Source organism: Oceanicella sp. SM1341, assembly GCF_003448965.1.
Taxonomy (GTDB): Bacteria; Pseudomonadota; Alphaproteobacteria; order Rhodobacterales; family Rhodobacteraceae; genus Paroceanicella.
Genome location: NZ_QRGC01000042.1, coordinates 20,468 through 32,332, shown reverse-complemented (window position 1 = coordinate 32,332; position 11,865 = coordinate 20,468). Strand labels below are relative to the sequence as shown.

The following is an 11,865-nucleotide window of genomic DNA, read 5'->3' as shown; positions in this document are numbered from 1 at the left end:
TGAGGTCGGAAATGGAAAACCCCGCGCCGGGATCTCCGGGCGGGGTTTCTCTACTGTGCATTTATGTGCCCTGTTAACCTGCCGCTGTCAATTCCCTTTTGCGAAGTTGAAAGCCCTGTCCGCTAAACGCTGATGACCGAGAGCGCCATCTGGAGGCGCTCCACCGAGATCGACATGCTCCGACCGCCCGTCACGCACCCATCCCAGAGGTACCGCCCCTCGCAGCACACATGCTCGACCACGGCCCGGGCTTCCTTCGGGATCTGGCGCGCGAGCCGGGCGTAGCGGTCCTGCGCCTCCAGCAGGATCATCATCCGGTCGTCGGGCCGGGGCGAGCTGTCCACCCGAGGCTGCGAGAGGTCGACCGAGGGCGTGCGCTGGCAGCCCTCCCAGGCATCGGCCAGGGCGAGGCCCGCGGCCCGCTGCTGCTTGTCGAGGATGCCGCGCACGAACATGTCCTCCACCGGGTGCAGCACGCGCCGGCGGCGCCGCCCGTTCGCATCCTCCGGCACCGGCTCGGTGACCATGCGCAGCCGGGCCCGGGCGCCCACCTCGCGCTGCTCGGTGTCCCGGGGAACCATGCGGGTGGCGCCGGTGGCCGGATCCCGCGTGACCTTCACCCGGCAGACGCTGCCACGGGCCACCGGCACCGGCCGGGTCACCCCGGCGCCGAAGTCCTGGTCGGGCCCGCCGAGTTCCACCGTCGGCAGCGTCGTCGCCACCTTGCGCTTGCGACCAGCCGCCATCAGACGCGCGCCCCTTTCGGGCCCATCGCGTCCCGCAGCCGCGCGAACCGCTTGCCCCAGGCCAACGCCTCCTTCGACGCTTCCTCCGCCAGCGTCGCCGCGGCAAGCGCGTCCTCTTCCGCCTTGCGCGCCTTCGTGCTGATGGCGGCCAGGTCGGCCTCGAGCTTCCGCGCATCCTCGTTGACCGCCGGCCCGAACTCCTCCTCACGGATGCGCTCCACCCAGATCACAGGCACGCCGGCAGCCGACGCGACGGTGTGATCCGTCTCCCCGCCGACATAGCCGCCGCCGTCCTCCGAGTATGCGTCATCGATCGCCCGGAACACCTTGCGGCGGTCGGCCCGGCTCATCTGCGCCGCGGTGGCCTTGGCCGGCACGGCCTCCCTCTTCGTCGACACCTCGACCTCCTCTGCGCTGGTCACTTTCTGCATTGCCGCCTCCTTCTCGCGCTCACGCGCCCTCACCACCTTGAACTTCGCCATGCAGTCCGGACAGGCAGGCTTCTTGCCGCCGATGCCCGCCCAGCCACGATTGATGAAGAATTTCTGCACCGCTTCCGGCGGCAGGTGGCCGCGCGCCCCCGACGACTGCACGGTGTCGGTCTTGCGGCAGTGGTGGCAGCGGGCCCGCACCACAGCCCCGTTGAGCTCGTAGTCGAGCCCCTTGGGGAGTTTCTGCGCAATCCGTTCCAGCCTGTGCCGCATCACCGTTCCTCCTCGATATCGCCCTGCACCAGGGCGCGCGCTTCCTGCTCGCGCCGCCGCCAGCCGCGCAGATACTGCTCGTCATCCGACGCCAACCTCATGCCGGCGGCGGCCCGCTCTTCGATCACCTGCACGCGCCGCCGCTGGTCGCGCGCCTGCTCGCGGAGCTGGCCGACCACGTAGTCGCCCGAGGGCACCCCGGGGCGCTTCTGCAGGTAGGTGAGCAGCGGACCGGCCCAGCCCTCGGCCAAGGCCTGCCGGCCGACCTCGCAGCGCATGAAGCGCACCACCTTGCCGGAGAAGCCCGGCGGCGGCTGGCGGATCGCCCGCGCCTGATTGGCGATCCGCACCTCGCGCGGCCAGCGGTCACCGCCCTTGCCCTCGCCCATCTCGAGCAGGGCCTCGGCCAGCACCTCGAGCTCGCCGGGCTCGAGGTAGGCCAGCCGCCCCACCACGCGCTCGAGCTCGGCCCGATGCGCCTCGACCGCGCAGCCGGTGGGGCGCTGGAAGCCGGCCGCGTTCAGCCGGTCGATCACGATGCGCCGCACGGCGGCCTTGCCGGTCTCGGTCTTGGGGTCTGCGCTGTCGGTGGTCATCTGCTCGCCCTCTCTCTGCATGGCCCGGAGTTATCCACAGGCTCAACTGTTGCGGGGGGTGTAAGGGGGATTTTCCTGTGATTTCATGTCCTGTAAGTGCGCAACAGTTTCGCGCAACACTCGCGAAACACTCGCGCAACAGTTCTCACGGCACGTTCCCGCGGCTCCGGGCCGCCTCGAAATCCGCAACACCATCGTCCATGTCGAAGCGCAAAGTGACCTCATCCATTGCCGCCCGGACGTTGCCGAGCGTCCAGCGGAGCCCGGCACCTCGCAGGTGGGTAAGCACCGCCTCGACGAAGTCCTCCCGCTCGGTGACGCGCGCGGAGGCACCGGCCTCGCGCATCCGGCGGCGGAGCCGCGAATTCATCATGCGCTCGACACCCGCCTCGGATTTCTGGCGGGACTGCTCCATGCGCGCGAGGGCCTCCGTCACCACCTCGGTGACCGTGCGATGAGCCAGGCGCCGCACCAGCTCGCTGTCGATCTCGGCCACACAGGGGCGCCAGCCGTAGAGCGCGCCTTCGCGCACCGCACCCCAGGCATCGAGATCGCGCCCGAAGCCGGCGAGGTGCGCCAGCTCGGCGTCATCATCGGGGAGCGTCCCCACGGGGTCCTGGTCGCAGGCTCGCGACCACAGGATGACGCCGGCGAAGCCCGCCGCGTAGTCAACCGTCGCGACAAATCGGGAGGACAGGAAGCGGCGGAAGTGGTTCGGCACCCAATCGCCGCGCAGGCGCAGGCCCGACGCGACAGGATACAATGGGAGATCATGCATTGCGGTACTCGCCTCTCTGCAGGGCGGCGCGCAGTTCGGCCACGCGGGCGGGGTCGAGGTTGACCAGCCGCGCGACGGTGAGTGGCAGCGCGCCGCGGCGCAGTTCCTCGAGCGCTTTCTTGGAGCGCCTGTCGAGGGCCTGCTCGGGTTTCGGTTTGGATTTGGGTTTGACCTTGTGCAGGGCGCGGGACGCCGAGGGGCGCCTCACCGGCTCGCGGTCGCACAGCGCGCGCAGCGCGGCCCGGTCGGGGCCGACCGCCCGCACCGCCTTCACGCTCACGCCGCGCTTGATGAGCCAGGATGACAGGTAGCCACTGCCACCGGCCTCCTCCGCCGCCTGCTTGCAGGTGGCGCCCTTGGCCACCAGCAGCACTTCGGCTTCGTAATCGTCGTAGGTGGTGAAGGCGGAGAACGTCACGGCGCCACCCTCCCGACGAAAAGGGGCGCGGCGGGGCCGAAGCCCGCGCCGCGCCCAAGTCCAACAGGGAGGTTACCGGGAAGCGCCCGGCGCGCCTGCGGCCGACTCCCCAGCCGGCCGAAGCTCATGATGCGGAGCGCGCTCATTCCGCCGCCACCGCCGAAATGCGTGAGGCCGAGGGCCGCTTGCGGAGCCGCACCTGGCCGAGCAGCTCGCCGCTCTCTTCGATCACGCCGAGGATCTTCCGCTCGATATCGTCTGCCTCGGCCTCGGTCAGATCACCGGGCAGGTCCGACGCCGCGCTGAGCGCCCTGATCAACGCCGCCTGCGTCTCCGCCCAACACAGCGTGACGTCACCGCCCGCCTCCGCCAGGTCGCCGCCCTCGCTCTCAAGCGGGATGAAAACCCCGCCCGCGAGCGCCGCGAAGTACTGCGCGGGCAGGCGGGCCTGCGCCGGGAACATGCGACAGAGCTGGTCGAGCATCGGCCCATGGATCGGGCGCGCGTGCTCTTCGGTGTTGTCGCACCACCGCGAGATGGTCGACTGTGAACGGCTGGTCTCGGCCTCGACGCGCTTGCGCCCGATGGCGTCGACCAGATCGGCGACCATCGAGACAAACGACCCGGGCCGCTGGGGGCGCGGCAAGGTCATGGCATGACTTTCTGGTGATGTTTCCTGTTTCCCGCAGCCCAGCAATGAGATGAAGGCCGCAGAGAGAGGGGCGGACGGGATCGTATGGAAGGTGGTGAGAGGGTTTCAGCAGGAGATGCGGGGGCGGGCATTACTTCGCCCCCGCAATTGCTGGGGTTTGGCTCAGCAGGGGGTGGCCTGCCTGACAGTGCCAGCTGTCGATATCCTCCGAAGAGACCTCAATCCCCCGCCGCCGCGCTGCAATCACGATCAAAAAGTGAAACTTCGCCGGAATGGAGCCCGATTGAGCCCATTTGTGTACGGCGTGTGGTTTCACCCCGACCTCTCCGGCCAAACTGGCGCGGGTCGGCCACGCATCGATCAACGATTTAACGGAGCATGGCTTCATGGGTGCACCATAATGGAGAATTTCTCCTTTTTACAAGATGGAGATTTTCCCAATGGAGAAAATTTCCCCGATTGGCATTGTGGCGCTATGCGAAAGCCCTCTAAATCACTTCTCAGCCCAGAGATGAGCCGCGAGCGCGTGTCACTGCGCCTGCGCGCCCTTCGAGAGGCCCTGGACATCAGCCAGTCCCAATTCGCAGATGCGATTGGGCATGACAGGTCCAGTTACTCGAAGGTTGAAAGTGGAAAGGAAGGCTTATCCCTCCGCTATGCTCAAATCATGTGCGATTTATACGGTATTGGCCTCGACTTTATTTACCGAGGCGATTTTCGAGACCTGCCAGACAACCTTGCTAGCAAGGTACGCGGAGCGGTTTTTCTGCAGAAGCCGTAAATCTTGCCAACACTGCCTTTGGTGATTGTTGCAACGAGCAGCACGCAATAGGTTCCAAGTGGGTACTCCACAGACTTTCCTCCTCTGATCTCAGTCACGCCCGCCGAATCTCAGGACGGGCGCCATCGCCATCCTTGCACATTCCCATTGTGGAGTTTTTCTCCTTTTTGAATTGACAGTGGAGAATTTCTCCCTGAGTTTCTCCCCAACACCAACCGGGAGACGCCGATGCACATCCTTTCCGAAGCCCGCGCCATCCTCACCGGCGCCGGCCCGCACACCCCCTCGCTCGCCAGCCTCGCGCTGCTCACCCTGAAGCACGGCGGCGCCCTGCCCGCCCTCCGCATGGTCACCGCGCCCGACGGCACGGCCCGCTATGAGGAGGCCCGGGCATGATCGGCATTTCGCGCGACTGCCTCACCCGCCCGGCCGACCAGCGCCTCGTGCTGGTGGAGGACTTCCGCCGCCGCAAGAGCAAGGCCGACCAGATCGACCTGCTCGAAACACTCCGCTGTGACGGCGAGGCACGCCTCGAGCGCGTGGCCGGCTGGTTGCGCCTCTCCATCCTCGGCCTTGAGGTTCACGCGATGGACGAACACGGGGCCCTGCGCCGCTGGTGCATCCTCGCAAGCCGGCGGGTGGCGTGATGGATCGCGCGTCCGATGTCCCGCAGGTCGGCTCCTATGACGAAGCCTTCGAGGCTGGCGTGCAGCATGAGCGCCGCCGGCAGCTTCGCCAGTCGTCCATCATCGCGGGCGCCATCTCCACGGTCGGCCTGATCCTCGTCGGCATCGGTTTTCTGGTGACGCACCTCGGATAGCCGCCGCTCGCCTCAAGTGCGCTTTCCACCAACCTCACCCCGGGAGACTTCCCAATGACCGAACCCGCCGACACCGGCGCCACCACGTTCTCGGACTTCCTGCAGCTCATCAATCACGGTGACGCGGAAATCACGGCGTCCGAGCGCCTGCGCGACGTTCTCGACACCCTGCGCAACCACGCGGCCGAGAACCAGGTGAGCGCCAAGGGCTCCATCACCGTGAAGATCGACCTCACCCTCGAGCGCGGGATGCTCAAGGCCAAGGCCGCCATCTCCACCAAGACCCCCACACCGCCGGCCACCGAGGCCACGCTCTTCCTGTCGCGCGAGGGCAACCCCACCGCCCACGATCCGCGGCAGGGCCGGCTCAACTTCGCAACCACCAACGGAGGCGCCGGCGAGGCCGCGCCTCGCACCGTCTGAGGAGATCACCGACATGGACACCCACGAGCCCGGCATAGCCGCACTGCTCACCGAGATGCGGGGCGCATACACGCCCCGCGTGGTCGAGGTGCAGGGCGACAGCGCTCGCCACGATGCCCCCGCCCGCTATCTGCTCACCCCTGGTGAGCACGGTACCGTGCGGGCGAAGAACGTCTCCGACGATCTCGAGGCACTCGCCCTGCATCCCCGCCGCATCCGCCGCAAGGCCCGCGCCGAGACGCTCGCGGCCTTCGTCGCGATGGTGAAGCACCACCGCGAGGCGCACTCCGCGCTGTTCCTGTCGAGCGGCGATGCGCCCGAGCTGCTGGCAGTGATCGACTACCACGCGCCGAACGGCGGCACCCCGGCATTCTGCGAGCACACCGTGTCCTATCCCTTCCCGCTGGCGCCGGAATGGCGCGCCTGGTCGGAGGGCAACAAGACGGCCATGTCGCAGGAGGCTTTCGCCCAGCATCTCACCGACAACGCCATCGACATCATCGACCCGCTGCCCGGGCTCGAGGCCGCGAAGGAGGAGGATGTGCCGGAAGACGTGCTGCGCCTGTGGCAGTACCGGCAGGCCATCGGTGGCCGGCTCGCCACGCGGGCACAGATGATGCAGTTTGCCGAGGGCATCGAGATCCGTGCGCATGCCCGGGTGAAGGGCAAGGTGAGCCTGCAGAGCGGGCGCGTCGGCATGGCGTGGGAAGAGGATCACCTCGACAGCAGCGGGGCGCCGCTCGAAATCCCCAATCTGTTCCTGCTCTCGCTGCCGGTGTTCGAGAACGGCCCGCGCTACGCCATCGCCGCCCACCTGCGCTACCGGGTGCGCGAGGGCAAGGTGACATGGTCCTACGACATGCACCGCGCCGACCTCGCGCGCCGTGACGCCCTCGAGGGCGCCGGCGCCTTCGCTCAGGAAGCCACCGAGCTGCCGCTCTTCTACGGTAGCCATCGGTAAGCATCCCGAGATCTGCCCGGCCCCTATCCCCCAGGCCGAGCAGCCAGCCCGCCGGCATCACCCCCCCTTATGCCGGCGGGCGCAATTAACCCCGATCAGGAGCACACACGATGCGTCTCGGAGAGTATTCCGCGCAGGTCTCGCAGCTTCTCCACGAGGCCGCGATGCACGATCACAACGGCGACCGCGATCTCGCGGGCCGGGTGCTGCAGGAGGCCGAGCGGCTGGCGATCAATGGCCAGCACGCCGCCGCCACTGAACACGACACGCTCACCCGCATGCGCGCCGAGATCGCTGTGAAGCGGGCCGATCTGAGGGCGCCGGCATGATCGACCTCACCCTCGCCATGCCCCTGTCCTTCGTCGCGGTCTGCGGCGTGAGCGCCGGCCTGCTAGCCGCCAGCATCGTGGCCGACGCGCACGGCGTCTGCCTGCGCGGCCTGCGGCCCTTCATGCTCGCCGCCACGCTGGGCGGCTTCGGCTGGCTGCTGATCGGCCTCGCGGTCCTGTGGTGGCTGTCATGACCGAGATGCGCGTGCTGGTCGCCTGCGAGTTCTCCGGCATCGTGCGTCGCGCCTTCGCGGCGCGCGGGCATGACGCATGGTCCTGCGACCTGCTGCCGGCCGAGGACCGCTCCAACAAGCACATCAGGGGAGATGCCCGGGACCTGCTCAACGATGGCTGGGATCTGCTCATTGTCGCGCACCCGCCCTGCACCCGGCTGTGCAACAGCGGCGTGCGGTGGCTCTCGAAGCCGCCAGCCGGCCGCACGCGCGCCGAGATGTGGGCGGAGCTGGACGAGGGCGCCGCGCTGTTCTCCGCCTTCTGGAATGCTCCCGTCGAGCGCGTCGCGGTCGAGAACCCGGTGATGCACCGGCACGCGAAGGAGCGCATCGCGAACTACGCCCCGCCGGCGCAGAGCGTGCAGCCGTGGCAGTACGGGCACGGCGAGAGCAAGCGCACCTGCCTGTGGTTGAAGAACCTGCCGCTGCTGCGGCCGACCGACATCGTCGCTGGCCGTGAGGCGCGCGTGCACCGCATGCCGCCCGGGCCCGACCGCTGGCGCGAGCGCTCGCGGTTCTTCCCCGGCATCGCCGCCGCGATGGCCGGCCAGTGGGGCGAGCACGCAATGCAGGAGGCCGCAGCATGAGCAGCAGCTTCACCACACGCCAGAACCGCGACGGCACGTTCAGCACCTACGAGATGATCCACCGAGGAACACACGCGACCCAGCAGGATGCTGCCAAACACGCGATGCGGCTGGCCGGTGAGGATCGCAAGCCCGCTGGGCCAGTCGCCGGAACAATCGCCCCAACCCAAAAGGAGAACCCTGTGAACAAAGACGAACGGGCCATCGCAGCCGAGATCCAGGCGAAGGGACTGACTGGCAAGAGCATCGCGCCCGACATGATCGACGCGGAGATCGCAGGTGAGGACTACCACGTGTTCCCGGGCTCCTGCCTGACCGTGTGCTGCCTCACCCTGCAGAACGGCTTCACCGTCACGGGTGAGAGCGCCTGCGCCTCGCCGGAGAACTTCAACGAGGGGATCGGCCGGAAAATCGCGCGCGGGAATGCCCGCGACAAGATTTGGCCCCTGCTCGGCTTCCGCCTTCGCGACCAGCTCGCCGCCTGACCTCCTGCCGTGGAGCGCGAGCCGCTCCCCGGAATGAGATCAGATACAGTTCCAGTCGAGAGGACACCAAATGCCCACCCCCGACCACCGCATTATCCCTCTGTTCTCCGATCCGGACCTCATGGAAGGCCCCGCCGTCCCGGATGGCATGGCAGTCGTGCACTACTGCGCGGGTTCCGACGGGGTTGACGAAATTCCCATCGTGGGGATGGCGATCACGAGGCCGATTGAAGAGCGCATCGAAGTATCGATCGCTCTCGAGGACGCGCGTGCTCTCGCCGAGGCACTCATTTGGGCAGCCGACGCTGCAGAGGAGCTCTGCACGGAAATTGCTCAACATGACGGCGATGCATGAAGCCGCCGCGCTCAATGTCTAGGTCGGTGGAGGAATAGCGATGCCAACCGCTCCCATCTCGATGCTTGATGCTGCCGTAACGCTTGGCGTCAGCTACCGCACCATGATCGATATCGTGAAGAAGCTTGAGCCCGGTCGGCACTACGACCAGAGAGGGCGCAGGCGCGTGTTTTACCCCGACCAGATTGAACGCATCAGGAAAGAAGCATGGCCCTCAAAATCGTGTGGCGTGGAGGAACAGCCTACGCACAAGGAACCGTTAAGGGCCGACGCGTTCGGGAAAGCCTTGGAACTCGCGACCCGGTCCAAGCAGAGGAAGCCAGGGCGGCGCTCGAGGCTCGGCTCTGGAAGCTAGGCCTCTACGGCGATGAGGCGGTGCGCACCTTCGAGGATGCAGCCCTCAGCTATCTGCAAGGCGGTGGTGAGGGGCGCTTCCTCGCGCCGCTGATCCGCCACTTCAGGGGGTGGGTGCTGTCCAGTATCAAACCGGGCCACATCCGCGATGCGTCCCGGAAGCTCTACCCGAGCGCATCCCCAGCCACGCGCCGGAGGCAGGCCATTACTCCGGCAGTGGCTGTCATCAACCACGCCCATGACAAGGGCTGGTGCGGCGCGATCAGAGTGAAGGCGGAGCGCACAAAGGCGCCGCGAAGAAAGGCGGTCGACCGGGCATACATCGATGCGCTGCGAGCGCACTGCCTTTCCCGGCCATGGGCACCGAAGCATCTCGCGGCGCTCATGCTGTTCCTGCACCAAACCGGAGCGAGGCTCGGCGAAGCCCTGTCCATCGAGCCCCAAGACGTGGATCTCGACGCCGCCACGGCTTACGTGCACGAGACGAAGAACGGCGAGTCGCGCCTGATCAACCTGACGGCGGAAATCGTGGAGGATCTGCGGGAGCTTCCGCCGCGCGAAGGGCTGGTGTTCGGGTACGTCAACAAACAGGGAGTGTATCGGGCCCTCAAGAAGGCGACGGCCGAGGCGGGCCTTGAGTACCTCGGAACGCACCAGCCCGGCAGACACAGCTTTGCCACGTCTCTCGACGCACTCGGTTTCTCGCCAGCAGAGATCGCCGACGCAGGAGGTTGGAAGTCCAGGGCCCTCGTTGCGCAGCGGTATACCCATCCGAAAGACAGCGGAAAGCGGGCTGCGGCAGCGCTATCGGCTGACACAAAACGTGCGCAGTCGGATGACACACCCCCGACTGAGCGCCCTGCGATAACTGAAAAATCTTGATATTTCCTCCACTTGCCTAGAAATCATCGGGTAACAGGGCCGCACCCAATCAACCCTTGGTAAGGGAGAGGTCGAGAGTTCAAATCTCTCCGGCAGCACCATGAAAACAATCCCTTACAGACGCTGAATCGAGATCGTGCCGCCCCCCGGCCACGGTGCATGTGGCCTGTTCGCGCGCCGGCCGCGATGTCGGAGTGCTGCGGCCGGCCGGGCAGACGGCCTGGGCCGCCCCGCCACGGGCGCTTGAGGTTGCCGCGCTGCGGCCCGGAGCGGCGCCGACAGTCGCACGTCCCCGGGAGGGACATCTCCCGGCGCAAGCCCGCCCTCCCCGGCCCTTGCAAGCGGCCGGCCGCTCGTCGCGAATCACCGAGCGCAAGCGCGCCCCCCGGGCCGGGCCCCCGCCCGGCTCCGGCATGGCGCGGAGTGCCCGGCGCGCCCCGCCCTGCGGCGGGAGGCGCCGGACCTCAGGGCCAGATCAGCCAGACATAGCCGGCGTAGCCCGCCACCAGCACCAGCCCCTCGGACCGGGCGATCCGCAGCCCCGTCGCGGCCAGGATCACGAGCAGCAGCGAGACGCCCACCATCACCGGCGCGTCGAACGCCGCGATCTCCTCCGGCACGCGGGAGGGGGCGATGAGCGCCGTGGTGCCGCCGATGCCGAGGATGTTGTAGATGTTCGAGCCCACGACATTGCCGAACGCCACGTCGCCCTGCCGCTTCAGCGCCGCGATCACCGAGGTGACGAGCTCGGGCATCGAGGTGCCCACGGCGACGATGGTGAGGCCGATGACCGTCTCCGACACGCCGAAGCCGCGCGCCAGGTCGACCGCGCCGCTCACCAGCAGCGAGCCGCCCAGGATGACCAGTGCCAGCCCGGCCAGCGCGGTGGCCACCGCGAGCGCCAGGTTGCGCCCTCGCCGCGAGGGGGCCAGCCCGGGGTCGGCCCCGGCCAGCGCGGCGCCCTTGTCATGCAGCGCGCCGGCGCCGGATGCGCCGCGCTCCTCGCGGATCACGAAGCAGATGTAGCCCACGAGGCACAGCAGGAGCACGCCGCCCGCCGCCCGCCCCATCGGCACCAGCGGCGCCAGAACGGCAAACGCCAGCGCGACCGCGAGCATCACCACCGCGTCGCGCCGCAGGGCCGAGCGGGCCACCACCACCGGGCAGATCAGTGCCGAGACGCCGGCGATAAGCAGGATGTTGGCGATGTTCGAGCCCACGACATTGCCATAGGCGATGCCCGGCGAGCCGCCGAGCCCTGCCTGCACCGAGGTCACCAGCTCGGGCATCGACGTGCCGAAGCCGACCAGCGTCAGCCCGATCACCAGCGGCGAGACGCCCAGCCGCTCCGCCGCCTGCACGGCGCCGCGGACGAGCAGTTCGCCCCCCGCCACGAGCAGCACCAGCCCCCCGAGAAGCGGTCCCCATGCCTCGATCATTTCCGATGCTCCCCTTGCGCCGAGCGGTGGTTGTCGCGGGGAAATGGCGAGCCGCGCGCCGGATGCAAGACAGCCCGCGCCCGATACCGGCAGAATATCTCGCGCGCCGCGGCCCCGTCCGCGCCGGGGGCGCGGACATCGATGCAGGCTCCCGTGCTGGCCGGCCCGCTCGCCAGCATCCGATGGCGCGCCGGTGGCCCGGCGGTGCGGGCGCGCGGCGCGCCGGTCGGGGCGAAGGTGTCCGGGGCGAAGATGTCCGGGGCGCCGGGCTCCGCGGGCGGAGCCGCGCAGATGGCCCCCGATCGGCCCCACCGGCGGCCCG

At 68.2% G+C, this 11,865-nt stretch carries 19 protein-coding genes; 12 read left to right on the top strand and 7 right to left on the bottom strand.

Features of this window, described 5'->3' with window-relative positions; genetic code table 11:
* Nucleotides 1-122 precede the first annotated feature (122 nt).
* The 6 genes from D3P35_RS24070 to D3P35_RS24045 all read right to left on the bottom strand — a co-directional run bounded on the left by D3P35_RS24070 (nt 123) and on the right by D3P35_RS24045 (nt 3,894).
* Nucleotides 123-746, bottom strand: a complete 624-nt coding sequence (locus D3P35_RS24070) for a hypothetical protein (protein WP_118138477.1) — start codon at nt 744-746, stop codon at nt 123-125.
* On the bottom strand, nt 746-1,450 hold the full coding sequence (locus D3P35_RS24065) for a hypothetical protein (protein ID WP_118138476.1): 705 nt from the start codon (nt 1,448-1,450) through the stop codon (nt 746-748). Before D3P35_RS24065 ends, D3P35_RS24070 begins: the two co-directional genes overlap by 1 nt.
* A complete protein-coding gene (locus D3P35_RS24060; protein ID WP_157982297.1) occupies nt 1,450-2,046 on the bottom strand; it encodes a hypothetical protein in 597 nt (198 codons plus the stop codon). The genes D3P35_RS24065 and D3P35_RS24060 overlap by 1 nt, the downstream gene beginning before the upstream one ends.
* 145 nt (nt 2,047-2,191) lie before the next feature.
* A complete protein-coding gene (locus D3P35_RS24055) occupies nt 2,192-2,824 on the bottom strand; it encodes a DUF1376 domain-containing protein (RefSeq protein WP_118138474.1) in 633 nt (210 codons plus the stop codon).
* Nucleotides 2,817-3,242: a hypothetical protein gene (locus D3P35_RS24050; RefSeq protein WP_118138473.1), complete on the bottom strand. Its 426-nt coding sequence runs from the start codon at nt 3,240-3,242 to the stop codon at nt 2,817-2,819. Before D3P35_RS24050 ends, D3P35_RS24055 begins: the two co-directional genes overlap by 8 nt.
* Nucleotides 3,243-3,384: 142 nt before the next feature.
* Nucleotides 3,385-3,894 (bottom strand): hypothetical protein, encoded by a 510-nt coding sequence (locus D3P35_RS24045; RefSeq protein ID WP_118138472.1) that lies wholly within the window; start codon nt 3,892-3,894, stop codon nt 3,385-3,387.
* A gap of 400 nt (nt 3,895-4,294) precedes the next feature.
* On the opposite strand from D3P35_RS24045, the gene D3P35_RS26385 reads away from it, so the two are divergent.
* From D3P35_RS26385 to D3P35_RS23995, 12 genes are all read left to right on the top strand, one after another.
* Nucleotides 4,295-4,675, top strand: a complete 381-nt coding sequence (locus tag D3P35_RS26385; RefSeq protein WP_157982296.1) for a helix-turn-helix transcriptional regulator — start codon at nt 4,295-4,297, stop codon at nt 4,673-4,675.
* A 228-nt stretch (nt 4,676-4,903) separates the two neighbouring features.
* On the top strand, nt 4,904-5,071 hold the full coding sequence (locus D3P35_RS26380) for a hypothetical protein (RefSeq protein ID WP_157982295.1): 168 nt from the start codon (nt 4,904-4,906) through the stop codon (nt 5,069-5,071).
* On the top strand, nt 5,068-5,322 hold the full coding sequence (locus D3P35_RS24035; protein WP_118138470.1) for a hypothetical protein: 255 nt from the start codon (nt 5,068-5,070) through the stop codon (nt 5,320-5,322). Before D3P35_RS26380 ends, D3P35_RS24035 begins: the two co-directional genes overlap by 4 nt.
* Nucleotides 5,322-5,495, top strand: a complete 174-nt coding sequence (locus D3P35_RS26375) for a hypothetical protein (RefSeq protein WP_157982294.1) — start codon at nt 5,322-5,324, stop codon at nt 5,493-5,495. Before D3P35_RS24035 ends, D3P35_RS26375 begins: the two co-directional genes overlap by 1 nt.
* Before the next feature lie 54 nt (nt 5,496-5,549).
* Entirely contained in the window at nt 5,550-5,918 is a 369-nt protein-coding gene (locus D3P35_RS24030; protein ID WP_118138469.1) for a hypothetical protein, read from the top strand.
* A 13-nt stretch (nt 5,919-5,931) separates the two neighbouring features.
* Complete coding sequence (locus D3P35_RS24025) at nt 5,932-6,879, top strand: DUF2303 family protein (protein ID WP_118138468.1); 948 nt, start codon at nt 5,932-5,934, stop codon at nt 6,877-6,879.
* A 110-nt stretch (nt 6,880-6,989) separates the two neighbouring features.
* Nucleotides 6,990-7,208, top strand: a complete 219-nt coding sequence (locus D3P35_RS24020) for a hypothetical protein (RefSeq protein ID WP_118138467.1) — start codon at nt 6,990-6,992, stop codon at nt 7,206-7,208.
* A complete protein-coding gene (locus tag D3P35_RS24015; protein WP_118138466.1) occupies nt 7,205-7,402 on the top strand; it encodes a hypothetical protein in 198 nt (65 codons plus the stop codon). The genes D3P35_RS24020 and D3P35_RS24015 overlap by 4 nt, the downstream gene beginning before the upstream one ends.
* Before the next feature lie 5 nt (nt 7,403-7,407).
* On the top strand, nt 7,408-8,028 hold the full coding sequence (locus D3P35_RS24010; protein WP_118138481.1) for a hypothetical protein: 621 nt from the start codon (nt 7,408-7,410) through the stop codon (nt 8,026-8,028).
* Entirely contained in the window at nt 8,025-8,513 is a 489-nt protein-coding gene (locus D3P35_RS24005; protein ID WP_232830615.1) for a Gp49 family protein, read from the top strand. The genes D3P35_RS24010 and D3P35_RS24005 overlap by 4 nt, the downstream gene beginning before the upstream one ends.
* A gap of 70 nt (nt 8,514-8,583) precedes the next feature.
* Nucleotides 8,584-8,868: a hypothetical protein gene (locus D3P35_RS24000; protein ID WP_118138465.1), complete on the top strand. Its 285-nt coding sequence runs from the start codon at nt 8,584-8,586 to the stop codon at nt 8,866-8,868.
* 207 nt (nt 8,869-9,075) lie between these two features.
* Nucleotides 9,076-10,104, top strand: a complete 1,029-nt coding sequence (locus D3P35_RS23995; protein ID WP_118138464.1) for a tyrosine-type recombinase/integrase — start codon at nt 9,076-9,078, stop codon at nt 10,102-10,104.
* A 464-nt stretch (nt 10,105-10,568) separates the two neighbouring features.
* On the opposite strand, the gene D3P35_RS23990 is transcribed toward D3P35_RS23995, so the two are convergent.
* Nucleotides 10,569-11,543: a calcium/sodium antiporter gene (locus D3P35_RS23990; RefSeq protein ID WP_118138463.1), complete on the bottom strand. Its 975-nt coding sequence runs from the start codon at nt 11,541-11,543 to the stop codon at nt 10,569-10,571.
* Nucleotides 11,544-11,865: the final 322 nt, after the last annotated feature.

What these genes read in the sequence shown, in the direction of transcription:
- D3P35_RS24070 (WP_118138477.1), bottom strand. Translation starts at nt 746, where the DNA reads ATGGCGGCTGGTCGCAAGCGCAAGGTGGCGACGACGCTGCCGACGGTG.
- D3P35_RS24065 (WP_118138476.1), bottom strand. Translation starts at nt 1,450, where the DNA reads ATGCGGCACAGGCTGGAACGGATTGCGCAGAAACTCCCCAAGGGGCTC.
- D3P35_RS24060 (WP_157982297.1), bottom strand. Translation starts at nt 2,046, where the DNA reads ATGACCACCGACAGCGCAGACCCCAAGACCGAGACCGGCAAGGCCGCC.
- D3P35_RS24055 (WP_118138474.1), bottom strand. Translation starts at nt 2,824, where the DNA reads ATGCATGATCTCCCATTGTATCCTGTCGCGTCGGGCCTGCGCCTGCGC.
- D3P35_RS24045 (WP_118138472.1), bottom strand. Translation starts at nt 3,894, where the DNA reads ATGACCTTGCCGCGCCCCCAGCGGCCCGGGTCGTTTGTCTCGATGGTC.
- D3P35_RS26385 (WP_157982296.1), top strand. Translation starts at nt 4,295, where the DNA reads ATGGAGAATTTCTCCTTTTTACAAGATGGAGATTTTCCCAATGGAGAA.
- D3P35_RS26380 (WP_157982295.1), top strand. Translation starts at nt 4,904, where the DNA reads ATGCACATCCTTTCCGAAGCCCGCGCCATCCTCACCGGCGCCGGCCCG.
- D3P35_RS24035 (WP_118138470.1), top strand. Translation starts at nt 5,068, where the DNA reads ATGATCGGCATTTCGCGCGACTGCCTCACCCGCCCGGCCGACCAGCGC.
- D3P35_RS26375 (WP_157982294.1), top strand. Translation starts at nt 5,322, where the DNA reads ATGGATCGCGCGTCCGATGTCCCGCAGGTCGGCTCCTATGACGAAGCC.
- D3P35_RS24030 (WP_118138469.1), top strand. Translation starts at nt 5,550, where the DNA reads ATGACCGAACCCGCCGACACCGGCGCCACCACGTTCTCGGACTTCCTG.
- D3P35_RS24025 (WP_118138468.1), top strand. Translation starts at nt 5,932, where the DNA reads ATGGACACCCACGAGCCCGGCATAGCCGCACTGCTCACCGAGATGCGG.
- D3P35_RS24020 (WP_118138467.1), top strand. Translation starts at nt 6,990, where the DNA reads ATGCGTCTCGGAGAGTATTCCGCGCAGGTCTCGCAGCTTCTCCACGAG.
- D3P35_RS24015 (WP_118138466.1), top strand. Translation starts at nt 7,205, where the DNA reads ATGATCGACCTCACCCTCGCCATGCCCCTGTCCTTCGTCGCGGTCTGC.
- D3P35_RS24010 (WP_118138481.1), top strand. Translation starts at nt 7,408, where the DNA reads ATGCGCGTGCTGGTCGCCTGCGAGTTCTCCGGCATCGTGCGTCGCGCC.
- D3P35_RS24005 (WP_232830615.1), top strand. Translation starts at nt 8,025, where the DNA reads ATGAGCAGCAGCTTCACCACACGCCAGAACCGCGACGGCACGTTCAGC.
- D3P35_RS24000 (WP_118138465.1), top strand. Translation starts at nt 8,584, where the DNA reads ATGCCCACCCCCGACCACCGCATTATCCCTCTGTTCTCCGATCCGGAC.
- D3P35_RS23995 (WP_118138464.1), top strand. Translation starts at nt 9,076, where the DNA reads ATGGCCCTCAAAATCGTGTGGCGTGGAGGAACAGCCTACGCACAAGGA.
- D3P35_RS23990 (WP_118138463.1), bottom strand. Translation starts at nt 11,543, where the DNA reads ATGATCGAGGCATGGGGACCGCTTCTCGGGGGGCTGGTGCTGCTCGTG.